Raw genomic sequence first — 23019 nt, 5'->3', positions numbered from 1 at the left:
CGGAGCATCATCAACTTGCGCCAAGTGCACGAGGAGTTGAGTGGTCGTTGGTGAACCGTAAAGAACTGGACCCCGAGAAATCGCTGACGGCGGCCTTCGGCGAGCGTCTCCGCAGACTGCGGGATGAGCGCGGCTGGACCCAGGACGAGCTGGGCGAGCGCATAGGGTGCTCCGGAACGCATATTTCGGCCGTAGAAACTGGTCGCCGACCCCCAACTACCCGTTTTGCGAAGAGCGCTGACCGAGTGTTCGGAACCGGAGACAGGCTCGAACGCCAGAGCCAGGCCGCACGGCACACGGCAATTCTTGAGGGCTTCCAGGAATACGTGGCCCATGAGGCGCACGCGGCGGAGATCCGGCTCTACGAAGTCGGCGTCATCCCGGGAATCCTCCAGACACCGGAGTACGCGTCGGCGCTCAACGCACGAGCTGTCGAGCGAGGTGCGATCACTCCGGAGCAGGCAGATGAACGAGTGGCGCTGGTGGCAGAGCGGCAAGCCTCGCTGCTTCGGACACCGCCCCCGCTGGTCTTCGTGGTGCTTGACGAAAGCTGCCTGATGCTGCCCGTTGGCGGACCTGAAGTCATGGAGGCGCAGTTGGCGCGGCTGGTTGAGTTCGCGGCGCTACCGAACACCGTCCTACAGGTCGCCCCATTCGACATGGGGGACCGCCGCCCGCTCCGCTTGCCGCTCTACATCCTGACGCTGCAAAACCGCTCCCTCATCTCCTACGCGGAGTCCGCCCAACGAGGCCAGCTCGAACGGGAAAGTCCTTCCGTAGTACCCCTGTTGACGGCCTACCATCAGTTGCAGGCCGAAGCGCTCTCCCAAGCGGCATCCGTGGCCATGATTGAACAGTTACGAAAGGGCACCCCGTGACGACCGAATCCCCCCGTTGGTTCAAGTCCTCCTACAGCGACAACGGCGGCGCCTGCCTTGAGGTGGCTGTCAACCTCGCCACCTCGCACGGCGTGGTCCCTGTCCGTGACTCCAAGAATCCGGCGGGTCCGGTGCTGGATTTCCCGGCCGGTGCGTTCACCGGCTTCGTTTCGGGCATCAAGACGGGAGAGTTGGACACCGTCTGATCGAAGGGGCATCCCGTGACGACCGTATCCCCGCGTTGGTTCAAGTCCTCGTACAGCGAGAACGGCGGCGCCTGCCTTGAGGTGGCCGCCAACCTCGCCGTCTCCCACGGCGTGGTCCCTGTCCGTGACTCCAAGAATCCGGCGGGTCCGGTCCTGAGCGTCCCGGCCGGGGCGTTCACCGGCTTCGTTTCGGGCATCAAGGCGGGAGAGTTCGACACCGTCTGACCCAAATGGCACTCCGTGACGACCGCGACCGTATCCCCGCGTTGGTTCAAGTCCTCGTACAGCAACAATGGTGGCGCCTGCGTCGAGGTGGCTGTCAACCTCGGCGTCTCCCACGGTGTGGTCCCCGTCGGTGACTCCAAGACCCCGGCCGGTCCGATCGTGGACGTATCCACCTCCGCGTTCTCTCGTTCGTCCCGGAGACCGCGCGCAGGGACCGTGGGGGCGCCCGGCATGCTACGGCGGCGGCTGCGGCGGGCGAACCGGACCACGCCCTGGAGATCGCCCGTAAGGTCACGGACATCGCGATCGAGACCCAATCTTCGCGGATGCGCCGGGAGTTGATCACTCTTCAGGGAGCGATGCGGCCGTGGCCGGATGCCCAGGGCGGCCGGGATCTCGCTGAGATCCTGGAGCCCGTGACCGAGGGGGTTTGAGCGTGGCCGGGAATCCGGTGCCGCTGACCGAGGACGAGATCGACGCGGCGCTGCGGGAGGTGCCCGGTTGGCGCCGTGAAGGGGACGAGATCACCCGTACGTTCGGAGTCCGCTACCACGGCGGCGTCGCCCTGATCGTCCACGTCGCCGACATCGAACGCCTCATCGGCCACCACGCCGACATCGACCTGCGCTGGGACCGGGTCCGCTTCGGAATCACGACCCACGACGCCGGAAACCGACTGACCACGGCCGACTTCGATCTGGCCGCCCGTATCGACACCGTCGCCGAGGCACACGGTGCTATCGCTTTGTAGACGGTCGCGTGTGCTGGCATGTTCTCGTATCCGATGAGAGGCAGCGGCGTGTCCGTGTGGCGGAATCTCGGCGAGCGCACCGTGTACGAGAACCGGTGGGTGAGCGTGAACATGGCCGATGTCGAGTTGCCCGACGGCCGGCACCTCGATCACACCGTCATCCGGCTGCGTCCCGTCGCCGTGGCCACGGTCGTCAACCAGGCGAACGAGGTGATGCTGCTGTGGCGGCACCGGTTCATCACCGACTCGTGGGGGTGGGAGTTGCCTTCCGGGGGAACCGGGGAGGGCGAGGATCCGGCGATCGCGGCGGCGCGCGAATTCGAGGAGGAGACGGGGTGGCGGCCGGGGCCGATGCGTCTGCTGCTCGCGCTCGACCCGATGCCCGGCATCTCGACCTCCCACCACCGGGTCTACTGGTCCGACACCGCCCACCACATCGGGCACCCCGAGGACGCCTTCGAGTCGGCGCGGCGTGAGTGGGTGCCGCTGGAGAGGGTGCCGGACCTGATCGCTCAAGGTGAAGTCCGGTCGGCGAACGCCGTCGCCGCGCTCCTCCTGCTGCAGCACCTCCGGCTGCGCTGACCACGACCCGACGAAGACGCCGGACCGTTCCCCTGTCACCCGTTGCGAGCATCGCGACCAGAGCGCCACCCCAGAGGCAGCCACGTCCGCCGCCGCACACCCTGCTCGACCATAAGCCCGTCCGGCGCCCACACCAGCCGCCCCGCCGTCCCCGTCACATCGAGACACGCGGTCAGGAACCCGCCCATCGTTTCCCGCCCCAACGGCGCCGTGACATTGAACGCTCCACCCCCCGAAGCAGCCGCCCGATCGCCAGGAGTGTGGGTGTCACGGCATCATCCCGCCCGCCCCGAACCCGCTGATACACAACTGAGCGGTTGCCGCGCCGCCCCCGATACGCGCGCGAGACCCCCCGGAGGGCCGCCGCGTCCAGGCTCCATGCCAGGCACCAGCCCGCTGGAGCGTGATGGCCGGCGGCGACGCAAGGGGAACCCCACTCATGCAGATGTTGACAGGCGGACGGGCGACCGCCGCCGTCCTGACGACCGGAGCCGCGCTGGCCGCGGCCCTTCTGACCCCCGTACCGGCGCAGGCCGTCGTCGGCGGTACCGAGTCCACCAAGGCGTATTCGTTCATGGGCTCCTTCCAGCCGTCGTATCCCGCCCCGCCGCGAGCGGACAAGCACGGCTGTGGGGTGGAGGTTCTGGCGCCGCAATGGGTGCTGACCGCCAGCCACTGCGCCGGGCGGAACCCGACCAACGCGAAGTCGGGTGTGCCGCGTGGCTGGAAGGTTCGGGTCGGGTCACTGAACACCGCGTCCGGGGGCGAGGTCGCCGAGGTCGACCACTACTACCGGCTGGCGACCAGTCGCGACGAGGGAGGATTCTGGGGATGCGACCTCGCGTTGATGCACCTGCGGACGCCGGTTCGGGCCAAGCCGGTGCGGATCGCCTCGGCCACGCCGCCGGACAACACGCCCGTCCGCATCATGGGCTGGGGCATGACCTGCGACGACTACGGCGATGCGTCGTGTTTCCCCACGCGGCTGCGGGAGGCCGACACGGTGGTGCAGCCGATGTCGACGTGTCCGTCGGGCGGGCCCGGAGAGCTGTGTGTCGGCAGCAGCGACGGCAGTGTCGCCGCGTCCAACATGGATTCCGGTGGGCCCGCGCTCGTCCGCGAGGGTGACCAGTGGGCGGTGGCCGGTGTGGTCAGCGGCCCCGACGAAAGCGGCAAGACGCTGTACACCGATGTCACCGCACACGCCGACTGGATCAACGGCATCATCTCGGGCACCGACGTACCGCCCGACGATCCGATTCCGAACGTGGAAGGTTCGGTGGATCTGGGCGGCTGCGTCGGTTCCGTGGCCCGGACCTCCGCCTCCCGGTCGCAGGACCCGGCGCTGTTGCTGACCAACGGTCACTGTGTGCAGGGACAGTGGCCCGCCCCCGGAACCGCGATCGTGGACCAGCCGGCCGACCGCGCGGTGCCCGTCGCCGACCGTCAGGGCTATCCCCGGACCACCGCCCGTACGAAACGGCTGGTGTACGCGACGATCACCGGCACCGACATCGCGCTCTACCGCCTGGACAAGACATACGCGCAGTTGAAGGCGGAAGGCGCGAAGGTCTTCCAGCTCACCTCCACTCCCGTACGCGCGGGTGACCTCCTGACCGTGGCGTCCAGCGGTGTCCGCTACGACTGCGCCGCCGAGGCCGTGGTGCCCCACCTGCGAGAGGGCGGTTACCAGATGGACAACTCCATCCGTTACGCGACGAGCGAGGACTGCGCCCCCTGGCACGGCGACTCCGGTTCGGCGCTGCTGGGACCGGACGGCTCCACGGTCGTCGGAATCCACAACACCCACAACGCCGACGGTCAGCAGTGCACCGACAACAACCCCTGTGAAGTGGGCCCGGACGGGGAAGTGACCTCCACGAAGGGCCGGGCCTACGGCCAGCAGGTTCACATGATCACGGCCTGCCTGGGCAAGGCATCCACACTGGATCTGGCCCGTAAGGGCTGCACCCTCACCCGTGCCACGGCCGGTTCCGGCCACCGGAACGGCTGAATTCTGCAGGGCCCGATCCCCGTTGCATGATGGACGTCCAGCGCCCAGGTCCGATGGGGAGAGATGTCAGTTCCAGCAGCCGGAGGAACCACCCCGGCGCACGTGGCGATCCTGCTCGTCGAGGACGACGACGTGATCCGCAGATCACTCACCCTCGCCCTGGAGCGCTACGGCTACGGCGTCACCTCCGCGAGTGACGGCCTGACCGGACTCGAACTCTTCCGGGAAGGCCGCCACGACCTGCTGCTGCTGGATGTGATGCTGCCCGCACTCGACGGCATCGGGCTGTGCCGTCGGATCAGGGAGACAAGCATGAAGCCGATCCTGATGATGTCCGCGCGCGGCGACGCCCTGGACATGGTCTCCGGCCTGGAGGCGGGCGCCGACGACTACGTGGTCAAACCCGTCGACACAGCGGTGCTGGTGGCGCGTATCCGCTCGCTGCTGCGGCGGGCCACCTTCCACCCCGCCGACGCCCCCGCCCCCGCCCCGCAGGATTCCCCTCGCCCGGACGGACGCGCCCCGCTGGTCTTCGGCGAACTGACCATCGACACCGCCGGCCTTGAGGTGTTACGTGCGGGCGAACCCGTCGCGCTGGCCCCCACCGAGCTACGGCTCCTGCTGGAGTTCGCGGCGAACCCCGGCATCGTTCTGGACCGGCACGTGCTGCTGCGCAACGTGTGGGACTACGGCTGGGACGGCGACAGCCGCGTGGTCGACCTGTGCGTCCAGCGGCTGCGCAGGAAGATCGGAGCCGAGCGGATCCAGACCGTACGCGGCTTCGGCTACAAGTTCCGGCGCTGACGTGGATAGCCTGCGCGACCTGCTGAACTGGCGTTCGCTGCGCTGGAAGATCGCCGCGCTCGTCGCCTTGGCCTGCTGCGCCATCGCGCTGACCGTCGGGGTACTGGTCCACCGCAGCACCCTGGCCCGTTCTCTGAACGACGGCAGCGCCAAGGCCGTGACGCAGTTGTCCCGGGACCTGCGGGACCACGAGCGGGACGCCACCCCACCCGACTCCCTTCAGATGTCGCCCGAGGTCATGCCCGACGAGTTGCTGCGCCGACTCCGCGACCCGCAGGGTCTGAGGGACGGGTATGCCACTTGGTACGAGGGTGAAGGGCCCGGGGACCACCCGTCGATGTGGGCGGCGCAGATGTACCGGGGCAGCCCGGTGGCGGTGGAGGTGGACATGACGCCCGACCTGCTCACCCGGCGCGCCCTGGACCGGCACATGTGGACGTATTCGCTGATCGCGCTGGCCGTCGTCGTACCGCTGTCGGCGCTCGCCGCGGAACTGCCCAACCGCAGGCTGCGCGGGGTGGCCCGTACCGCACGCCGGATCTCGGCAGGTGACCTGACCGCCAGGACGGCGGCCGTCGACGGCAGCGACGAGATCGCCGAGATCTCCGCCACCGTCGATTCGATGGCCGACAGCCTGCTCGGGCGGCTGGTGGCCGAGCAGCGCTTCACCGCCGATGTCGCGCACGAACTGCGCACCCCGCTGATGGGACTGGTCACCGCGAGCGCGCTGCTCCCCGAGGGGGAGGCCACGGAGTTGGTCAGGGACCGGGTGGCGGTGCTGCGGACCCTGGTGGAGAACCTGCTGGAGATCTCCCGCCTCGACGCCGGCGCCGAGCGGGCGGACCTCGGACCCGTCCCTCTCGCCGAGGCGGTCAGAGAGTCACTGGCCCGCACCGAACTGAAGACTCACTTCACCACGGTCGACGCCGCGTCCGCCGAGACCGACCCCCGCAGGCTCGACAGGATCGTCACCAACCTGGTCGTCAACGCCCACCGGCACGGCCGTACGCCCGTCGAGGTCACGGTGGCGGGGACCTGCGTGACGGTACGGGACCACGGTCCGGGCTTCCCCCCGGAACTGCTCGCCGACGGGCCCCAACGCTTCCGCACCGGGGCATCGGAACGCGGCCGGGGCCACGGCCTCGGGCTGACCATCGCACTCGGCCAGGCACAGGTCATCGGAGCGTCACTCTCCTTCACGAACGCCCCCGACGGCGGAGCCGTCGCCACACTCCGCCTCCCGGCCCTCCGGCGGCCGACCGACGCGGCCCTGGGATTCCAGGGGGCGAAGCCCCGCCCGTAAGCCGCCCGTAAGCTGGCCGTATGAGTGATGTGCGTGGTGCGCTGCTGCGGGAGATCAAGGACAAGGCCGTCGTGCGGGGGAAGGTGACGCTTTCCTCCGGGCTTGAGGCCGACTACTACATCGACCTGCGGCGGGTCACCCTCGACGGGGTCGCCGCGCCGCTCGTCGGGCAGGTCATGCTCGACCTCACCGCCGATCTGGAGTTCGACGCCGTCGGCGGGCTGACCATGGGCGCCGACCCGGTCGCCGGGGCCATGCTGCACGCCGCCGCCGCGCGCGGGCGGCGGCTCGACGCCTTCGTGGTGCGCAAGGCGGCCAAGGCGCACGGGATGCAGCGCCAGGTCGAGGGGCCCGAGATCAAGGGGCGGCGTGTCGTGGTCGTGGAGGACACCTCCACCACCGGGGGGTCCCCGCTCACCGCCGTCGAGGCCGTACGGGCGGCCGGTGCCGAGGTCGTCGCCGTCGCCACCATCGTGGACCGGGCGACCGGTGCCGGCGAGAAGATCACCGAGGGCGCCGGGGTGCCGTACCTCTTCGCCTACTCCAAGGACGAGCTGGGCCTCGACTGAAACGTCCGGAAAAGTCCCCCGCACCCGGTCTGGAGCAATCCGCCACGTCTGGAAAGATGGGGCCGACGACGACGTCGCATCCCCCGGCGCGGCAAGGGTCAGGGCCGGTCAGAACACACCCGCACATCACGAGGAGCGGACAGATGCCCATCGCAACCCCCGAGGTCTACAACGAGATGCTCGACCGGGCGAAGGCAGGCAAGTTCGCCTACCCGGCCATCAACGTGACCTCGTCGCAGACCCTGCACGCCGCACTGCGCGGCTTCGCCGAGGCCGAGAGCGACGGCATCATCCAGATCTCCACCGGCGGTGCGGAGTTCCTGGGCGGCCAGTACAGCAAGGACATGGTGACCGGCGCGGTCGCGCTCGCCGAGTTCGCGCACATCGTCGCCGCCAAGTACGACATCACTGTGGCGCTGCACACCGACCACTGCCCGAAGGACAAGCTCGACGGGTACGTCCGCCCGCTGCTCGCCGTGTCGGCGGAGCGGGTCGCGCAGGGCCGGGACCCGCTGTTCCAGTCGCACATGTGGGACGGCTCCGCCGAGACCCTTGCCGACAACCTGGCCATCGGCCAGGAGCTGCTGGCGCAGGCCGCCGCCGCCCGGATCATCCTGGAGGTGGAGATCACCCCCACCGGCGGCGAGGAGGACGGCGTCAGCCACGAGATCAACGACGAGCTGTACACCACCGTCGACGACGCCGTCCGCACCGCCGAGGCCCTGGGGCTCGGCGAGAAGGGCCGCTACCTGCTCGCCGCGTCCTTCGGCAACGTCCACGGCGTCTACAAGCCGGGCAACGTCGTCCTGCGCCCCGAACTCCTGAAGGACCTCCAGGAGGGCGTCGGCGCCAAGTACGGCAAGTCGTCGCCGTTCGACTTCGTCTTCCACGGCGGCTCCGGCTCCACGGCCGAGGAGATCGCAACGGCCCTGGAGAACGGTGTCGTCAAGATGAACCTCGACACCGACACCCAGTACGCCTTCACGCGCCCCGTCGCCGCACACATGTTCCAGAACTACGACGGCGTCCTGAAGGTAGACGGCGAGGTCGGCTCCAAGAAGACCTACGACCCGCGCACCTGGGGCAAGCTCGCCGAGGCGGGAATGGCGGCGCGCGTGACGGAGGCGTGCGCGAACCTGCGGTCTACGGGGACGAAGCTGAAGTAGGCACCTTTCCAGGCGCCCATTTCAGGCTCCCATTTCGTACGACGCCGGGGCCCGGCACCCTTCACGGGGTGCCGGGCCCCTCGCGTGCCGGGCCCTCGCCTTTCACCGGCACTGGGTGCCGGCACCCATCCCCCTCTCCAGGGCTCTCGTCCGCGGGCCGTACCTGGGAGACTGGAACCCATGGCCATTCACGAGAATCTGCTCGGGGGACCGCCCCCGACCCATCTGCCCGACGACCCGGAGCCGCGCGAGCTGCTTGCCAGCGGTACCGCGCCCGCCGATGTCGCCGGCAAGTACCCGACCTCCTCCCTCGCCTGGGCCCAGCTCGCCGACGAGGCGTTCGAGCGCGGCAGCGTCGTCGAGTCGTACGCCTACGCCCGTACCGGCTACCACCGCGGCCTCGACGCGCTGCGCCGCAGCGGCTGGAAGGGGCACGGTCCGGTGCCCTGGGAGCACGAGCCGAACCGCGGCTTCCTGCGCGCCCTGCACGCCCTCGCCCGCGCCGCGCAGGCGATCGGTGAGCAGGAGGAGTACGAGCGGTGCAGCCAGTTCCTGAAGGACTCCTCGCCGACGGCCGCCCAGACCCTGGGCTGACGCGAGGCACGCACGCGTAGGCACACGGCACCCGTACGGTACGAGAATGGCTCGCCTGGACCTCTGGCCAGGCGGGCCTTGCCGTTTCCGGGGACGATTGCGGAAGATGCCCGGTGGGGACCGGGGCCCCCGTGCCGGCATGGCAGGGGCGGACCGCTACCCGGAGTACGTATCGAGGAGACAGCGATGTCCCCAGAGGTAAGCAGCGGGGCCAAGGAGCCGGACGCGACGGAGCCGGAGACGGCGGAGGCCCCGAACCTCGACTTCGCCGGCACCACCCCGTACGAGGACTACGTCCAGGCGGATGTGCTCACCCACCTTCAGCACCCGCTCTCGGACGACCCGGGGGAAATGGTCTTCCTGGTGACGACCCAGGTCATGGAGCTGTGGTTCACGGTGATCGTCCACGAGTGGGAGACCGCGTCGCGCGCCCTGCGCCAGGACGACATCCCGGTGGCGATCGACGCGCTCAAGAGGTCGGTCCGCGAACTGGACGCACTCAACGCCTCCTGGCGTCCGCTCGCCCAGCTGACCCCCGCCCAGTTCAACTCCTACCGCGCCGCCCTCGGCGAGGGCTCCGGATTCCAGTCGGCGATGTACCGGCGCATGGAGTTCCTGCTCGGCGAGAAGGCCGCGTCCATGCTCGTCCCGCACCGGGGCGCCCCTCGCGTCCACGCCGAGCTGGAGAAGGCCCTGCACGAGCCGAGCCTGTACGACGAGGTGCTGCGGCTGCTCGCCCGCCGGGGCCACCCGGTCCCGGCCGCCACCCTGGACCGCGACCTGTCCCTGCGGTACGAGCCGTCGGCGGAGGTCGAAGCGGTCTGGGCGGACCTCTACGCGCGCGAGGAGGGCGGTGACCTCCTGCGGCTCGGCGAAGCGCTCACCGACGTAGCCGAACTGGTGTGGCGCTGGCGCAACGACCACCTGGTGGCGACCCGCCGCGCGATGGGCTCCAAGACCGGCACCGGCGGCTCCGCGGGCGTGGCCTGGCTGGAGAAACGCGCCGGGAAGAACGTGTTCCCCGAACTGTGGACGGCGCGCAGCCATGTCTGAGTCGACCTCCCTCTCGCTCGCCGCGAAGGCCGCCGCCCTGGACGCCGCCGACGAACTCGCCCCCCTGCGCGACCGGTTCACCCTGGACGACACCGTCTATCTGGACGGCAACTCACTGGGCGCCCTCCCGCGCGGAGTCCCCGCGCGCGTGGAGGACGTCGTACGCCGCGAGTGGGGCGAACTGCGCATCCGCTCCTGGACGGAGAGCGGCTGGTGGACCGCGCCGGAACGTATCGGCGACCGGATCGCGCCCCTGGTCGGCGCGGCACCGGGCCAGATCGTCGTGGGCGATTCGACGAGCGTCAACGTGTTCAAGGCGCTGGTGGGTGCCGTAAGGATGGCGCAGGAGCCTTTGCCGGCGCCCGGGGTACGGGACGAGATCCTGGTGGACGCCACGACCTTTCCCACGGACGGGTACATCGCGGAGTCCGCCGCCAGGATGACGGGGTGCGCGCTGCGCCCGGTCGCCCCGGCGGACGTCCCGCGCGCGGTGGGCCCGCGTACGGCGGCGGTCCTGCTCAACCACGTCGACTACCGCACCGGCCGCATGCACGACCTGCCCGCCCTGACGGCGGCGGTGCACGCGGCGGGCGCCTACACCGTCTGGGACCTGTGCCACAGCGCGGGCGCCCTGCCGGTCGGGCTCGACGCGCACGGGGTCGACCTCGCGGTGGGCTGCACGTACAAGTTCCTGAACGGGGGCCCGGGTTCACCCGCGTACCTGTACGTACGGCGGGACCTCCAGTCCCGTTTCGACTCGCCGCTGCCGGGCTGGAACTCGCACACGGAACCCTTCGGGATGCGCCCCGATTACGAGGCCGCGCCCGGTGCGGTGCGGGGCCGGGTCGGTACGCCGGACATCCTGTCCATGCTGGCCCTGGAGGCCGCGCTCGACGTCTGGGACGACGTCACGATCGACGCCGTACGGGCGAAGTCCCTCGCGCTCACGGACTTCTTCCTGGAGTGCGTGGCGGCGTACGTGCCCGAGGGCCGGGTCGAGCCGGTCACCCCGGCCGCGCACGCGGAGCGCGGCAGCCAGGTCGCGCTGCGCTGCCCCGACGCGGGCGAGGTCATGGCCCGGCTGATCGGCAAAGGCGTCATCGGCGACTACCGCGCCCCCGACACCCTCCGCTTCGGCTTCACGCCGCTGTACGTGGGATACGCGGAGACGGAGAGGGCGGCACGGGCGCTGGCCGACGAGGTGTGACGAACCGTGACAGGGGATGAGCTGTACGGCGTACACACCGGCGGCTGATACCGTCCCCTGCCATCGGTCCAAAAGATCAATTCCTTTGTGCCGTTGAGAGTTTGCCGCCGAAGTTCGCCGCCGAATGTTTGCCGCTGAGAGGTTGGAGCATGCCGGACGACGCCGCTGCCCGCGCCGCCGCAGAAGAGGAGTCGCTGTTCGCGCACCCCGCCGTGGACCCCGACGCGACCGCCGCGTACGGGAGCCACCCGGACCAGGTGATCGACTTCTACGCCCCGCGCGCGGGTGGCAGCGTTCCGGATGTTCCGGACGGCTCGGCGCCGCTCGTGGTCGTGGTGCACGGCGGCGCGTGGCGGGCCCCCTACGACCGGCGTCACATCACGCCGTTCGCGGACTTCCTGGCCCGCAGGGGGTTCGCGGTGGCGGTGGTCGAGTACCGCAGGGGCACCGCAGTCCCGGCGCAGGGCGAGAGCCCGGTCGCGGGGCGCTGGCCGGAGACCTTCGACGACATCGCCGCCGCGTGCGACGCGCTGCCCGGTCTCGTACGGGACGCGCTGCCGCAGGCCGATCCCGGGCGGACCGTGCTGACCGGGCACTCGGCGGGCGGGCAGCTCGCGCTCTGGGCGGCGGCCCGCCATGTGCTGCCGGCCGACGCCCCCTGGCGCACCGCGCGCCCGGCACAACTGCGCGGAGTCGTCGCGCTCGCACCGATCGCCGACTTCCGGATCGCCGACCAGCTCGACGTGTGTTCCGGAGCGGCGGTCCAACTCCTCGGCGGCAAGGACCGTTTCGAGGAACGCCTCCCGTACGCGGACCCGCTGACCCTGCTGCCGACCGGCATCGCGACCGCGCTGGTGCAGGGCCGCACGGACACCGAGGTGCCGCAGCCGGTCGCCGAGTCGTACGCGGAGGCGGCGGCCAGGGCGGGCGAGGTGGTGGGCCTGACCCTCCTCGAAGAGGTCGGCCACTATCCACTGATCGACCCGGCGGCGGACGCGTGCGCGGTGGTGGCGGAGGAGATCGCACAACTGGCCTGGTGAGAACCGGCTCCGCCGCCGACCGACGCGGCGGGACTCGCCGACGCTGGGAGTCAACACTCCGTTCCCCCAGGGGAGAAGAGTAGACAATGCCTCGATTGTGTCCTTGTGCATGGGTAATGGACGGCTATACCGTCCACGATCATGTGGAAGAAGATCCTGCCCTACTGGGGCCTGATCACTTTGGTCCTTGCGGTAACAGGCTGGTTGACCTCCGACTTCGGCCCCTACGGGATAGCGACGCTCTCAGCACTCAGTCTGCTGTGGTTCCTCGTCCAGGCCCCCAATCCATGCGGTGCCCCGATTCGTGCGGCGGGCAGGTCCTGCCGCAACAACGCCAGAGGCGTCATGCGCGGCTGCCACGTGCAGCAACACAAGTGGCAGCGCATGCGGACCTTCTTCGTTCACCCCCGGCTGCGCGCGTGTATGGCGCAGCTTTTCGCCAACCCGGTGACGGGCCTCGCCAGCCTCGGCGGCATCGTCATGCTGATCTCCACAGTGGTCAGCACGACCCTCGCCCTGACAGGAAAGGGCGGGTCGTAAGCCCCGCCTCAAAGCAACTTCCGGGTCTCCTCGGCGCACCCCCACGACAGCGTGACACCGGCACCCCCGTGCCCGTAGTTGTGCACGGCCCTGGTGCCGTCCCCCCACCGTTCCTTCTCCACGCGGACCGTGGCACGAGTCGGCCGAGCGCCGATCCAGTGCTCCAGCACGCGGGCCGGGCAATGCGGGGGCCGGTGAGCACCGCCGGACCGTGCGAGCACCGGCCGTAAGTCGTGGACAGTGCAGACGACTTCTCGTCCAAGTGACATTCTGGGAGCTGCACAGAGGCGAAGGGAAGTTGGCTCATGCGGTGGACGGTTCATGGCGAGCGTCAGATTTACAGCAACCCGTGGGTCAATCTCTGGCTCGTGGAGGTCCAGCAGCCGGACGGTAGGCGGTGGGAGCATCACGTGGTCCGGATGCGGCATCTCGCCGTGGCCGCCGTGGTGGACGAGCAGAAGCGGGTACTGATGATGTGGCGGCACCGGTTCATCACGGACACGTGGGGATGGGAGCTGCCGATGGGCCTGATCGAGGCCGACGAGACGCCGGAGCAGGCTGCTGCGCGTGAGGTGGAGGAGGAGACCGGCTGGCGGGTGGAGGGCCTGAAGCCTCTGGTGTACGCGCAGCCGGCGAATGGCATCACCGACTCGGAACATCACGTCTTCCGCGCTGACGCTGCCACCTATGCGGGCCCGCCGACGGAGCTGAACGAGTCGGACCGCATCGAGTGGATCCCGATGTCCGAGATCCGCGGCATGATCGACCGTCGCGAGGTGGTCAGCAGCGGCACCCTGGTCGGGTTGCTGTACCTCCTTCTGGACGATGCCACCGGTGCCGCAGGCTAGCCGAGAGCTTCGCGCATGCGCTGCTCGAACGCGATCACCGGCGCCTCGCGAGCGTAGGGGGCGAGGCGCTGGTGGAACTCGTGGACGTGCCCCGCGACCCGTGGTGAGTCGAGGGACGCGCTGAGGTCCAGGGCGAGCCCGGCGCTGTGGCACGCGGCATCCAGCTTGCCCTGCTGGAGTTGGGCCGTGGCCAGCCAGAAGGCGTGAAAGGCACGGCCACGCTGCTTTGCGCCTGTTTCGCGTCGAAGGCCCTCGGCGATCAGCGGCTCGGCACGCTGCGATTCGCCCAGCTTGGCGAGGGCGATTCCTGTGTCAACGATCAGTTTCGTCTCGTCGAAGTAGCGGATCCAGGAAGGGGCCTCGCCTTCCTGGCCGCGTGCTTGCTCGTATGCGTCCCGGGACCGTCCGATGGCCTGGTGACAGGAGGCGGCGTCGCGGAGCGTGGCGTGGGCGAAGGCTTCCCGCATGTGGAGCATCGACATCACCAGCGGCTGCCCGCCTGCGGCTCGGGCACTGTCCTGGGCCTTGCACGCCAGTGCCACCGCATGGACGGACTGTCCGTCGTACGTTGCCTGAAGGCTCATGCAGGACAGGACGTTGGCCATGAAGAGATAGTCGTCCTGTCCGTGCGAGAGCCGCAGCGCTTGGGTGAAGTGGGTGCGCGCGGTGCTGTACTGGCGGGCATCGAAGTAAGCCCACCCTGCGAGGCGAGCGAGCTCGGCCGCGAGTGACTGAAGATCGCGGCGCAGAGGGGCACGGACGCTGCACATCATCTGCGTCACGTAACGAAGATGCCCCACGACGGCCGGACGCAGCGAGGCACCACCGTATTCGTCATCACGGCGCCAGTAGTCCTCGACCGATGACCTGAGCGCGAGGAGCGTCGATCGCGTCACCCTTCCGTCAGCGAGCGTCAGTAAGTTGTCGAGATCGCTGTGGGGTTCGGCATCAGTTTCCCGCTCAATAGCGGCGAAGGTCTCGGATGTCTGCGCCGAACGGCCTGGGTTGCGGACTCGCGTCGTTGCTGGGGGTGGGATTTCCCAGGGCCGATGGGCGAGCCCGAGCATGGCGCCGGGGATACGAAGGCCGTCAGCGACCCGCTCGATCACATCGATGTGGGCGAGTCCGCGCCGCCCCGACATGATCTCCCCGACGCGGCTCGGCGTCATGCCGCACAAGGTGGCCACGCGAGACGGATAGATTCCTGCCTTCACCTTCACGAGGTGGAAGACCTTCGCGAAGTCCCGTTGGCGACAAGCACGTTGCCACTCTTGGTTCGCGAGCAGCTCCGGCGGAAGTGCCTGATGAGGCTGGGGTCCGGGCACATGCGCTCCTCTGCCGCCTTTGGTGATGGCGTCTGGCAGTTGGTCAGCCGCTTTGGATATTACCCACGTTGGGTAATCACCGTGACCTGATTACGTGACGGCCCCTCGCGGTGAGCTGGTCCTCCAACAGCCGGCGATGAGGGGACGCGATATGTACGCATTGGCCACGCACGACAAGCAGGCCGCCCAGAGATGGCGCATGCAGTTCAGCTCGACCGCCGCATGCATCTCCCTCGTCCGGCACCACGTGGAGAAGACCCTCAGCGAGTGGGGATACGTACGTGACGACATCGGCCGGGTCGTCCTGATCTCCAGCGAGCTCGCGACGAACGCCGTGCGGCACGGACATGTCCCCGGGCATCTCTTCGAAGTCGCTCTGACCTCGACGCGCCACACCTGCTTGATCGAAGTGTCGGACAGCAGTCCCCGCACTCCGATGGCACTGCGGGCTACAGCCGAGGGAGAACACGGCCGTGGACTGCCGGTCGTCACCGCCCTGGCCTCAAGCGTCGGCCACCACGCGCGCAAACCGACAGGAAAGACGGTCTGGGCCCAGATCCTCCGCACATCCCACGGATCACGATGAGAGGGCGCCACACGTACGCGCCCCGCGGCCCGCGCTTGAGCTACCGCCCCTTCAAGACGAGCCCCGGGCACGCCGCCGACGGCCAGAGGCCACGGCCATGATGCGCGTCATCGGCCGCTACGCCGGAGTCCTCTTCATCATCGGCATCAGCGCATCATGCGGCCTGGTCGTCGGCCTGGCCCTCGCGACGGCACCGATTCCTTAGACCGGTCCGCCCCTAGACCGGTCCGCTCCTGGCGAGTACCCGCACCGCGGGTCGGCTCCCCGTGCCCGCTTGGGCGGACCCTCCCTCCGTCGGCTGCCTATGAGCGAGCTCGGCAGCCGACGGAGGGCCACCTACCGCTCCGCACTCACCGACCGCGACCCCGGCCGGGCGATCCGCCCTGTCATCAGACAGGACTCGCCAAGCACACCGCGATCCCTCGGACCGTGATCCGCTCCGACCCGACACGAGGTATGCCGAGTGATTCAGCACCCAGCCCTGGAGAACATCGACCGCGCGGTCCCGATCACGGTCACCACTGATCGGACCCTGCGAGTCAAGGTCATCGACTCCTGCGGGATGACCTGCACCTTCTGCCACAACGAAGGCACCCCCGTCAGCGTGGACAACCGTGACCACGCCGCCGGCACATTCGCCGGCTCGGGCAGCTCCGGACGCGTATCGATCTACGTAGCCACCAACGGTGCCGACTTCCTCAGCGCACCCGTCTTTCCGGACGAGTCGTTCCACCACGCGCTGGAACAGCTCCGGAACGCCCTCGGCTTCGACGAGGTACACCTGACCGGAGGCGAGCCGACCCTCCACCCCCGGCTTCCCGAGATCGTGGCCACGGCCAGGGAAGCCGGTTACGCGGTGAGCATCACCTCGAACGGTGAGAACGGGGCGCGGATACTGCCCAGTTGCGCCCTGGCCGGGCTCGGGCACATCAACTTCTCCGTATTCGGAACGACGCCCGATGAACTGGCGCAGGTGCAGCACGTCCGGTACCGGAACAAGGCCCTGGCTCAGCGCAAGATCGCAGCACTGGACGAGTCGATCGGACTCGCCATGAAACTCGGCGTGGACGCACGCGCGAACATCGTCCTGCCGCACCGGGACCATGTGCCGCGCGTTCACCGCCTCCTCGCCAAATACGCCCCCTCCCTGTCCATCCGGATCCTCTCCTCGCTCGCGGACGGCGACGAGTCCCTGAACGCCATCGACATCCTGCTCAACGAGCTCGACGCCGAACTCGAAGAAGTCCGGCTCATCGCGGGTACTTCGGGCTTCCGTATGGCCTACCGGCTGCCCGACGGCCGTCCGCTCATCGTCAAGCACATCCGGCCCGTCAGGCTGCCGACAACTTGCGTCGGCTGCCGCTTCAACAACGCCACCGACTGCGAGGAGGGTTACTACGGGGTGCGCTTGTACCGAGACACGGCGGGCCGTTTTCACGTCGGAGTCTGCATACAGCGCATGGACCTGTGCCTACCCGTGGAAGAGTTCGTAGCCGGCGACGCCTGCGACGAGGTCGTCAGATTACGGGAGAGCGACCTCCGAGACCTGACCGCCTAGAAACCGATCACCAGGAGCACAGACAGCGATGGCCCAGCACGAGTACGAGGCGAAATTCCTCAGCATCGACGTCGACGCGGTACGCGACCAACTCCGCGCCGCCGGTGCGCAACGAGCCTTCGACAAGACCATGTTCACCCGGCTCATCTTCGAGAACGACGCGGTCCGGGGCGAACAGTGGCTGCGTCTGAGGGATGAGGGAGGCAAGAAGACCCTCACCCTGAAGCAGGTCAGTGACGCCACCACCATCAACGGCACCACCGAGATCGAGATCAAGGTCAACGACCTCGACAAGACAGCCGAGCTCCTCGGTGCCCTCGGGCTCCGCCAGGTCCGATACCAGCAGAACTACCGGGAAGAGTGGCAACTCGGCGACATCAGGTACGACCTCGACACCTGGCCCGACCTTCCCACCTTCATCGAGATCGAGGGCCCCTCGGAGGAAGCGGTCCGCAAGGCGGTGGCCGCACTCGGCTTTGACTACGAACAGGCCCGCTACGGCAGCATCGACCTCATCTACAAGAGCGAGCTGGACCGGGACATCCTCGCCGAGCCAACGCTGCTCTTCACGGAGTAGCTGAAACGCAGCGCGTGGGCCGTCGTCCTCGGAGCATGACGGCCCCATTTACTTGAACGGTCGCCGACGGACACCGTCGTCCAGTGGCCCGCTTGGTCCCGACCATACGGACAATGGAATGCGAAGGCGGTTCCTTCGTCAGGGACGACCTGGGTCTGCTGTTGTTCACGCCGGAGATGCGGGCCCGACCGGTGTTCCTCCCGCACCACTGCCAGCCGTCGTATATCAGCTTGCTTGTATATACGCCTGGTGTGATACTAAGGTCATGGATGTGTTCGAAGCGGTGGCCGAGCCGAACCGTAGGGCCTTGTTGGACGTGCTCGCCGGAGGTGAGCGGTCGGCGGGGGAGTTGGTCGCGACCCTGCCGGGGTTGACCCAGCCCGCGGTCTCCCGTCATCTGCGGGTGCTGCGGGAGGTCGGTCTGGTCGAGGTGCGTCCCGACGCGCAGCGTCGTATCTACGCGCTGCGTCCGGGCGGGCTCGCCGAGATCGACGAGTGGATCGACCGCTACCGCCGTTACTGGCCACGGCACTTCGACGCCCTGGAACAGCATCTTGAGAAGACCCACCGGCAAGAGCAGCGACAAGAACAACAGCAACCAGAAAGTTGAGATCCCCCATGAACAGTCCCAGTGAGCGGCGCGGTGAGCTGCTGGTCGACGGTGAGCAGGCCGTCCTTCGGTTCGAGCGGCATCTGGCGTACCCCGTCGAGGCGGTGTGGGACGCCCTCACCGATCCGGCGCAGCGTGCCGCCTGGTTCGGTGAGACCTCCATCGACGGGCGGACCGGCGGGGCCATCGACATGCTGCCGTCCGACCCGCCGGTACCGGACGCGCACAAGCGGATGACGGGCCGCATCCTCGTCTGGGACCCGCCGCACGTCCTGGAGCACGAGTGGACGCAGAGCATCGTCGAGGACGGTGTCGTGCGGTACGAGCTGGCGCGCGAGGGCGACGGCACGCTGCTGCGGTTCACCCACCGCGGCCTGAGCGCCCGTAACGCCAAGGGGTTCGCGCCGGGTACGCACGCCTATCTGGACCGCCTGGAGGCCCACCTCGCCGGCACGGGCCTGCCCGCCTGGGGCGAGCGGTACAAGGAAGTCGCCGGGGAGTACCCGTCATGGCGCTGACCACCACCGCACTTCCGCGCCCCTCCATAGCCGTCGCCCACCACTCCGGGTGGGGCCACACGGCCGCGCTCGCCGAGGCCGTCGCCGAGGGTGCGCGGGCCGCCGGGCTCGCCGCCGGGCCCGCGTCCGTCACCGTGCTCGCGGTGGACCGTCTCACCGAAGGCGACGCCGGATGGGACGTACTCGACGCCGCCGACGCCATCGTGTTCGGGTCACCCACCTACATGGGGAACGTGTCGGCGGGGTTCCAGACCTTCGCCGAGCGGACCTCGCGGCGGCTGGCCGCGGGCGCGTGGCGGGACAAGGTCGCCGCCGGGTTCACCAACTCCGGGGCCAAGAGCGGCGACAAACTGCACTCACTGACCTCCCTCGCGGTCCTGGCCGCCCAGCACCACATGCACTGGGTCAACCTCGGACTCCCCCCGGGCTGGAACAGCAGCACCAGCGACGAGCACGACCTGAACCGGCTCGGCTTCTTCCTCGGCGCCGGCGCGCAGAGCGACACCGATCTGCCGCCGGAGCGCGTGCACGAGTCCGACGTACGGACCTGCCGGCGGCTCGGCGCCCGGGTCGCGGAGGTGACCGCGCAGCTCCTCGCGGGCAGGGTGGCGGTCACCGGTGTCCCGGTCCCGTGACCGCCACCCCGTCCCCGTAGTACTTGCGACGGATGCCGGAGAACCCCTCTGACTGGGGACGACCCGGGCTCGCGGGGGGCCTACCGTTCATAGCGTGACCGAGACCCAGCCCCTGCCGGGCCCCAAGACGGCCAAATCCCGCAGTCCCGAGTACGACCATGCAGCGAAGGTGCTCGCGGGGCTTCGCCAGGACCTGTTCCATGACGCCTTCGCGTACCGCCCGCTCCCCCCGCGGAGCCCGGACGGGCGGCTGATACGCCATGTGCCGGAGCGGCTGAGGCGCTACGCCGTGTGGACCCCGCACGCGGTGGTCTGCCTGTTCGCCCTGTGGCTGCTGATGTTCGCCTACACCACGACGAACTCCTACGGCGGTTTCTCGCTCGGGGTCCTGATCGCCATGGCGCCGGTCGCCGGAGTGCTGCTGTCCCTGCTGCGGCCGGTGGGCGCGTTCTGGGTGTCGCTGGGGACGGCGCCGTTCATCGGGGTGTGGGGGGCTTTCGGCAGCGGCTGGCCCTGGGCGGACAGCGCCCTCATCGGGCACCTCGTGGTGCTGGTGGTCGTGGCGGCCCGTACCACTCCGCGTACCGCCCTGTGGATGTGGCTGCTGACTGCGGCGTACGGCTTCTTCGGGTCCGTCGTCCTCGGCCGGGACGACTCCACCACCGCGACGATGGCGTTCGTCTCGGCGATCGGCCTGCTCTGGGTCTCCGTCCTGCACATCCGCCGGGAGGCGCGGCAGGAGGTCGCCGCCGAGCGCACGGTGACGGCGGTCGAGCGCGACAAGCGGACTCTTCTCGAAGAGCGCACCAACATCGCCCGCGAACTGCACGACGTCGTGGCCCACCACATGTCGGTGGTCGCGATCCAGGCGGAGGCCGCGCCGTACCGGGTGGAGAACCCGCCGCCGGAGCTGGAACAGGCGTTCGTGACGATCCGCGAGAACGCCGTGGCCGCCCTCACCGAGCTGCGCCGGGTACTCGGTGTGGTCCGCGCCGAGGACTACGAGGCGCCGGACGCCCCGCAGCCCACCCTCGCCGACCTCGACCGGCTGCTCGCCAATGTGCGGGACGCCGGGCTGAACGTCGAGAAGGTGGTCACCGGAGGGGTCAGGCCGCTGCCGCCGGGCGTCGAGCTGTCGGCGTACCGCATCGTGCAGGAGGCCCTGAGCAACAGCCTGCGGCACGCGCCGGGCGCCGACGCCCGGGTCGAGGTCGGCCATGTGCTCGGCGGTCTGGGCCTGCGGATCGTCAACGGCCCGCCGACCGGCCTGGTCAAGCCGTCCCCGGGCGCCGGACACGGCATCACGGGGATGCGGGAGCGGGTGGCGATGCTGAACGGCGAGATGACGGCCGCCGTCCAGGACGACGGGGGATACGAGGTGGCGGTGTTCCTGCCCGTACCGGTGGCGGAGGAGCCCGCATGAACGACCCGACGACGACCGGGCCGACGACGACCGGCCGGAAGATCAAGGTTCTGATCGCCGACGACCAGATGATGGTCCGCGAGGGCTTCTCGGTCCTGCTGAACGCGATGCCGGACATCGAGGTGGTCGGCGAGGCGGTCAACGGCAGGGAGGCCGTCGACCGGGTCCGGGAGCTGGCGCCGGACGTCGTGCTGATGGACATCCGGATGCCGGAGCTGAACGGGATCGAGGCCACCCGCGAGATCGTCGCGGCGGACTGCGGCGCGAAGGTGCTGGTACTGACGACCTTCGACCTCGACGAGTACGTGTACCAGGCGCTGCGGGCCGGGGCGTCCGGGTTCCTCCTCAAGGACGCGTCGGCGCGGCAGCTCGCCGACGGGGTGCGGGTGGTGGCCAGCGGAGAGGCGCTGCTCGCGCCGAGCGTGACGCGGCGGCTGATCACGGAGTTCTCGAAACTCGCGGACACCCCCCGTCTCGCGCCGGGGGCGCAGGCGGCGTACGGGGAACTCACCGAGCGGGAGACGGAGGTCCTGGTCCTCATCGCGCAGGGGCTGTCGAACGCGGAGATAGCGTCCCGCCTGGTGGTGGCCGAGTCGACCATCAAGACGCATGTGAGCCGCGTCCTGGTGAAGCTGGGCCTGCGGGACCGGACACAGGCGGCGGTCTTCGCGTACGAGGCCCGTCTGGTGACCCCGGGCTGACCCACCCCCGCAGCCGTCCTGACCGGGCCTTCCCCCGTCGTGGGGGCAGCGGTTAGCGTCGGCCCATGGACGCACCCCTCGAACCCGCCGAATCCACCCTTTTCGATCCCTGGTCGCCCGGGTTCGTCGCCGACCCGTACCCCGCGTATTCCGAACTCCGTGAACGCGGGCGGGTGCACCACTTCGCGCCGACCGACCAGTGGCTGGTGCCCCGGCACGCGGATGTGTCGGCGCTGCTGAGGGACCGCAGGCTGGGGCGGACGCACCTGCACCGGTTCTCGTACGAGGAGTTCGGGCGCGAGGCGCCGCCGGAGGCGCACGAGCCGTTCCATGTGCTCAACGACCACGGGATGCTCGACCTGGAGCCGCCGGACCACACCCGGATCCGGCGGCTGGTGTCCAAGGCGTTCACGCCGAGGACGGTCGAGCGGCTGGCGCCGTATGTGGAGCGGCTGGCGGACCGGCTGGTGCGGGAGCTGGTGGCGGACGGCGGGGGCGATCTGCTGAGCCGGGTCGCGGAGCCGCTGCCGGTCGCGGTGATCGCCGAGATGCTGGGCATTCCGGAGGGCGACCGGGGACCGTTGCGGCCCTGGTCGGCGGACATCTGCGGGATGTACGAGCTGAACCCGTCGGACGAGGTCGCCGGGCGGGCCGTACAGGCGTCCCTGGAGTTCTCCGCGTATCTGCGCGGCCTCATCGCCGACCGCCGCAAGGAGCCGGGCGACGATCTGATCTCCGGGCTGATCGCGGCCCATGACGAGGGCGAGCGGCTGACCGAGCAGGAGATGATCTCCACCTGCGTACTGCTGCTGAACGCGGGGCACGAGGCCACGGTCAACGCCACCGTCAACGGCTGGTGGGCGCTGTTCCGCCACCCCGGCCAGCTCGCCGCGCTGCGCGCCGACCACACACTCGTCCCCACAGCCGTGGAAGAACTCATGCGGTACGACACCCCGCTCCAGCTCTTCGAGCGGTGGGTCCTGGACGACATCGAGATCGACGGGGTGACGATTCCGCGCGGGTCGGAGGTGGCGCTGCTGTTCGGTTCGGCGAACCGGGATCCGGAGGTGTTCGCGGAGCCGGACACGCTGGATCTGGCGCGGGCGGAGAATCCGCACATCTCCTTCAGCGCCGGGATCCACTACTGCATCGGCGCGCCCCTGGCCCGTATCGAACTGGCCGCGTCCATGCGGGCGCTGCTCACACGGGCGCCCGGACTCCAGTTGGCGGCGGAGCCCGGACGCAAGCCGAACTTTGTGATCAGGGGGTTGGGGGAGTTGCTGGTGGAGGTCTGACCAACTGGTGG

At 69.4% G+C, this 23019-nt stretch carries 27 protein-coding genes and 1 pseudogene; 26 read left to right on the top strand and 2 right to left on the bottom strand.

Annotated elements, in window-relative coordinates:
* Positions 1–47 precede the first annotated feature (47 nt).
* From ACIQNU_RS16210 to ACIQNU_RS16135, 16 genes are all read left to right on the top strand, one after another.
* Positions 48–878 carry a helix-turn-helix transcriptional regulator gene (locus ACIQNU_RS16210; RefSeq protein WP_401366322.1) on the top strand — a complete coding sequence of 277 codons (831 nt, stop codon included), beginning with the start codon at positions 48–50 and terminating at the stop codon, positions 876–878.
* Positions 875–1084 (top strand): DUF397 domain-containing protein, encoded by a 210-nt coding sequence (locus ACIQNU_RS16205; protein ID WP_401366320.1) that lies wholly within the window; start codon positions 875–877, stop codon positions 1082–1084. Before ACIQNU_RS16210 ends, ACIQNU_RS16205 begins: the two co-directional genes overlap by 4 nt.
* Positions 1085–1099: 15 nt before the next feature.
* Positions 1100–1309 carry a DUF397 domain-containing protein gene (locus tag ACIQNU_RS16200; RefSeq protein ID WP_401366319.1) on the top strand — a complete coding sequence of 70 codons (210 nt, stop codon included), beginning with the start codon at positions 1100–1102 and terminating at the stop codon, positions 1307–1309.
* Positions 1310–1324: 15 nt separating this feature from the next.
* Positions 1325–1651: a DUF397 domain-containing protein gene (locus ACIQNU_RS16195; RefSeq protein WP_401366317.1), complete on the top strand. Its 327-nt coding sequence runs from the start codon at positions 1325–1327 to the stop codon at positions 1649–1651.
* A 94-nt stretch (positions 1652–1745) separates the two neighbouring features.
* Positions 1746–2060 (top strand): 4a-hydroxytetrahydrobiopterin dehydratase, encoded by a 315-nt coding sequence (locus ACIQNU_RS16190; protein WP_401366315.1) that lies wholly within the window; start codon positions 1746–1748, stop codon positions 2058–2060.
* Between the two features lie 33 nt (positions 2061–2093).
* The gene (locus tag ACIQNU_RS16185) at positions 2094–2642 is read left to right on the top strand and encodes an NUDIX hydrolase (protein WP_401366313.1); all 549 of its coding nucleotides are present in this window, start codon (positions 2094–2096) and stop codon (positions 2640–2642) included.
* A 439-nt stretch (positions 2643–3081) separates the two neighbouring features.
* Positions 3082–4656 (top strand): trypsin-like serine protease, encoded by a 1575-nt coding sequence (locus tag ACIQNU_RS16180; RefSeq protein ID WP_401366311.1) that lies wholly within the window; start codon positions 3082–3084, stop codon positions 4654–4656.
* Positions 4657–4719: 63 nt separating this feature from the next.
* On the top strand, positions 4720–5460 hold the full coding sequence (gene cseB / locus ACIQNU_RS16175) for a two-component system response regulator CseB (protein ID WP_401366309.1): 741 nt from the start codon (positions 4720–4722) through the stop codon (positions 5458–5460).
* Between the two features lies 1 nt (position 5461).
* A complete protein-coding gene (locus ACIQNU_RS16170) occupies positions 5462–6763 on the top strand; it encodes an ATP-binding protein (RefSeq protein ID WP_401366307.1) in 1302 nt (433 codons plus the stop codon).
* Between the two features lie 20 nt (positions 6764–6783).
* Entirely contained in the window at positions 6784–7332 is a 549-nt protein-coding gene (pyrE, locus tag ACIQNU_RS16165; RefSeq protein WP_401366306.1) for an orotate phosphoribosyltransferase, read from the top strand.
* A 143-nt stretch (positions 7333–7475) separates the two neighbouring features.
* Positions 7476–8498, top strand: a complete 1023-nt coding sequence (gene fbaA, locus ACIQNU_RS16160) for a class II fructose-bisphosphate aldolase (protein ID WP_401366304.1) — start codon at positions 7476–7478, stop codon at positions 8496–8498.
* A 180-nt stretch (positions 8499–8678) separates the two neighbouring features.
* Positions 8679–9092 (top strand): DUF3151 domain-containing protein, encoded by a 414-nt coding sequence (locus ACIQNU_RS16155; RefSeq protein WP_401366302.1) that lies wholly within the window; start codon positions 8679–8681, stop codon positions 9090–9092.
* A gap of 186 nt (positions 9093–9278) precedes the next feature.
* Entirely contained in the window at positions 9279–10145 is an 867-nt protein-coding gene (locus ACIQNU_RS16150; RefSeq protein WP_401366301.1) for a tryptophan 2,3-dioxygenase family protein, read from the top strand.
* Positions 10138–11352 carry a kynureninase gene (gene kynU, locus ACIQNU_RS16145; protein WP_401366299.1) on the top strand — a complete coding sequence of 405 codons (1215 nt, stop codon included), beginning with the start codon at positions 10138–10140 and terminating at the stop codon, positions 11350–11352. Before ACIQNU_RS16150 ends, kynU begins: the two co-directional genes overlap by 8 nt.
* Positions 11353–11501: 149 nt before the next feature.
* Positions 11502–12392: an alpha/beta hydrolase family protein gene (locus tag ACIQNU_RS16140; protein ID WP_401366297.1), complete on the top strand. Its 891-nt coding sequence runs from the start codon at positions 11502–11504 to the stop codon at positions 12390–12392.
* Between the two features lie 141 nt (positions 12393–12533).
* A complete protein-coding gene (locus ACIQNU_RS16135) occupies positions 12534–12932 on the top strand; it encodes a hypothetical protein (RefSeq protein ID WP_401366295.1) in 399 nt (132 codons plus the stop codon).
* An 8-nt stretch (positions 12933–12940) separates the two neighbouring features.
* Here the strand turns inward: ACIQNU_RS16135 and ACIQNU_RS16130 are convergent.
* Positions 12941–13114 (bottom strand): annotated as a pseudogene (locus ACIQNU_RS16130) (FAD-dependent oxidoreductase); the annotation flags it as partial.
* Positions 13115–13237: 123 nt separating this feature from the next.
* Between ACIQNU_RS16130 and ACIQNU_RS16125 the strand changes: the two are divergent.
* The gene (locus ACIQNU_RS16125; RefSeq protein WP_401366293.1) at positions 13238–13780 is read left to right on the top strand and encodes an NUDIX hydrolase; all 543 of its coding nucleotides are present in this window, start codon (positions 13238–13240) and stop codon (positions 13778–13780) included.
* On the opposite strand, the gene ACIQNU_RS16120 is transcribed toward ACIQNU_RS16125, so the two are convergent.
* The gene (locus tag ACIQNU_RS16120) at positions 13777–15105 is read right to left on the bottom strand and encodes a helix-turn-helix domain-containing protein (RefSeq protein ID WP_401366291.1); all 1329 of its coding nucleotides are present in this window, start codon (positions 15103–15105) and stop codon (positions 13777–13779) included. The genes ACIQNU_RS16125 and ACIQNU_RS16120 overlap by 4 nt on opposite strands.
* Positions 15106–15256: 151 nt before the next feature.
* On the opposite strand from ACIQNU_RS16120, the gene ACIQNU_RS16115 reads away from it, so the two are divergent.
* From ACIQNU_RS16115 to ACIQNU_RS16075, 9 genes are all read left to right on the top strand, one after another.
* Positions 15257–15691 (top strand): ATP-binding protein, encoded by a 435-nt coding sequence (locus ACIQNU_RS16115; RefSeq protein WP_401366290.1) that lies wholly within the window; start codon positions 15257–15259, stop codon positions 15689–15691.
* Between the two features lie 463 nt (positions 15692–16154).
* Positions 16155–17249, top strand: coding sequence for a radical SAM protein (locus ACIQNU_RS16110; protein WP_401366288.1), 1095 nt, complete (start codon positions 16155–16157; stop codon positions 17247–17249).
* 28 nt (positions 17250–17277) lie between these two features.
* Positions 17278–17826, top strand: a complete 549-nt coding sequence (locus ACIQNU_RS16105) for a class IV adenylate cyclase (protein WP_401366286.1) — start codon at positions 17278–17280, stop codon at positions 17824–17826.
* A gap of 265 nt (positions 17827–18091) precedes the next feature.
* Positions 18092–18436 carry an ArsR/SmtB family transcription factor gene (locus tag ACIQNU_RS16100; protein WP_401366284.1) on the top strand — a complete coding sequence of 115 codons (345 nt, stop codon included), beginning with the start codon at positions 18092–18094 and terminating at the stop codon, positions 18434–18436.
* 8 nt (positions 18437–18444) lie between these two features.
* Complete coding sequence (locus tag ACIQNU_RS16095) at positions 18445–18954, top strand: SRPBCC family protein (protein ID WP_401366283.1); 510 nt, start codon at positions 18445–18447, stop codon at positions 18952–18954.
* Positions 18945–19589 (top strand): flavodoxin family protein, encoded by a 645-nt coding sequence (locus ACIQNU_RS16090; protein WP_401366281.1) that lies wholly within the window; start codon positions 18945–18947, stop codon positions 19587–19589. Before ACIQNU_RS16095 ends, ACIQNU_RS16090 begins: the two co-directional genes overlap by 10 nt.
* Positions 19590–19683: 94 nt before the next feature.
* The gene (locus tag ACIQNU_RS16085; RefSeq protein ID WP_401366279.1) at positions 19684–21012 is read left to right on the top strand and encodes a sensor histidine kinase; all 1329 of its coding nucleotides are present in this window, start codon (positions 19684–19686) and stop codon (positions 21010–21012) included.
* Entirely contained in the window at positions 21009–21713 is a 705-nt protein-coding gene (locus tag ACIQNU_RS16080) for a response regulator (protein WP_401366277.1), read from the top strand. The genes ACIQNU_RS16085 and ACIQNU_RS16080 overlap by 4 nt, the downstream gene beginning before the upstream one ends.
* A gap of 65 nt (positions 21714–21778) precedes the next feature.
* Positions 21779–23008, top strand: a complete 1230-nt coding sequence (locus tag ACIQNU_RS16075; RefSeq protein ID WP_401366275.1) for a cytochrome P450 — start codon at positions 21779–21781, stop codon at positions 23006–23008.
* Positions 23009–23019: the final 11 nt, after the last annotated feature.

It is taken from the genome of Streptomyces sp. NPDC091292 (genome assembly GCF_044757265.1).
Taxonomy (GTDB): domain Bacteria; phylum Actinomycetota; class Actinomycetes; order Streptomycetales; family Streptomycetaceae; genus Streptomyces.
This window is presented reverse-complemented; position numbering and strand designations above follow the sequence as displayed.

Coding starts and splice junctions, on each gene's coding strand:
- ACIQNU_RS16185 (WP_401366313.1), top strand. CDS start 2,094: ATGAGAGGCAGCGGCGTGTCCGTGTGGCGGAATCTCGGCGAGCGCACC.
- ACIQNU_RS16180 (WP_401366311.1), top strand. CDS start 3,082: ATGCAGATGTTGACAGGCGGACGGGCGACCGCCGCCGTCCTGACGACC.
- cseB (WP_401366309.1), top strand. CDS start 4,720: ATGTCAGTTCCAGCAGCCGGAGGAACCACCCCGGCGCACGTGGCGATC.
- pyrE (WP_401366306.1), top strand. CDS start 6,784: ATGAGTGATGTGCGTGGTGCGCTGCTGCGGGAGATCAAGGACAAGGCC.
- fbaA (WP_401366304.1), top strand. CDS start 7,476: ATGCCCATCGCAACCCCCGAGGTCTACAACGAGATGCTCGACCGGGCG.
- ACIQNU_RS16155 (WP_401366302.1), top strand. CDS start 8,679: ATGGCCATTCACGAGAATCTGCTCGGGGGACCGCCCCCGACCCATCTG.
- ACIQNU_RS16150 (WP_401366301.1), top strand. CDS start 9,279: ATGTCCCCAGAGGTAAGCAGCGGGGCCAAGGAGCCGGACGCGACGGAG.
- kynU (WP_401366299.1), top strand. CDS start 10,138: ATGTCTGAGTCGACCTCCCTCTCGCTCGCCGCGAAGGCCGCCGCCCTG.
- ACIQNU_RS16140 (WP_401366297.1), top strand. CDS start 11,502: ATGCCGGACGACGCCGCTGCCCGCGCCGCCGCAGAAGAGGAGTCGCTG.
- ACIQNU_RS16135 (WP_401366295.1), top strand. CDS start 12,534: ATGTGGAAGAAGATCCTGCCCTACTGGGGCCTGATCACTTTGGTCCTT.
- ACIQNU_RS16125 (WP_401366293.1), top strand. CDS start 13,238: ATGCGGTGGACGGTTCATGGCGAGCGTCAGATTTACAGCAACCCGTGG.
- ACIQNU_RS16115 (WP_401366290.1), top strand. CDS start 15,257: ATGTACGCATTGGCCACGCACGACAAGCAGGCCGCCCAGAGATGGCGC.
- ACIQNU_RS16105 (WP_401366286.1), top strand. CDS start 17,278: ATGGCCCAGCACGAGTACGAGGCGAAATTCCTCAGCATCGACGTCGAC.
- ACIQNU_RS16100 (WP_401366284.1), top strand. CDS start 18,092: ATGGATGTGTTCGAAGCGGTGGCCGAGCCGAACCGTAGGGCCTTGTTG.
- ACIQNU_RS16095 (WP_401366283.1), top strand. CDS start 18,445: ATGAACAGTCCCAGTGAGCGGCGCGGTGAGCTGCTGGTCGACGGTGAG.
- ACIQNU_RS16090 (WP_401366281.1), top strand. CDS start 18,945: ATGGCGCTGACCACCACCGCACTTCCGCGCCCCTCCATAGCCGTCGCC.
- ACIQNU_RS16080 (WP_401366277.1), top strand. CDS start 21,009: ATGAACGACCCGACGACGACCGGGCCGACGACGACCGGCCGGAAGATC.
- ACIQNU_RS16075 (WP_401366275.1), top strand. CDS start 21,779: ATGGACGCACCCCTCGAACCCGCCGAATCCACCCTTTTCGATCCCTGG.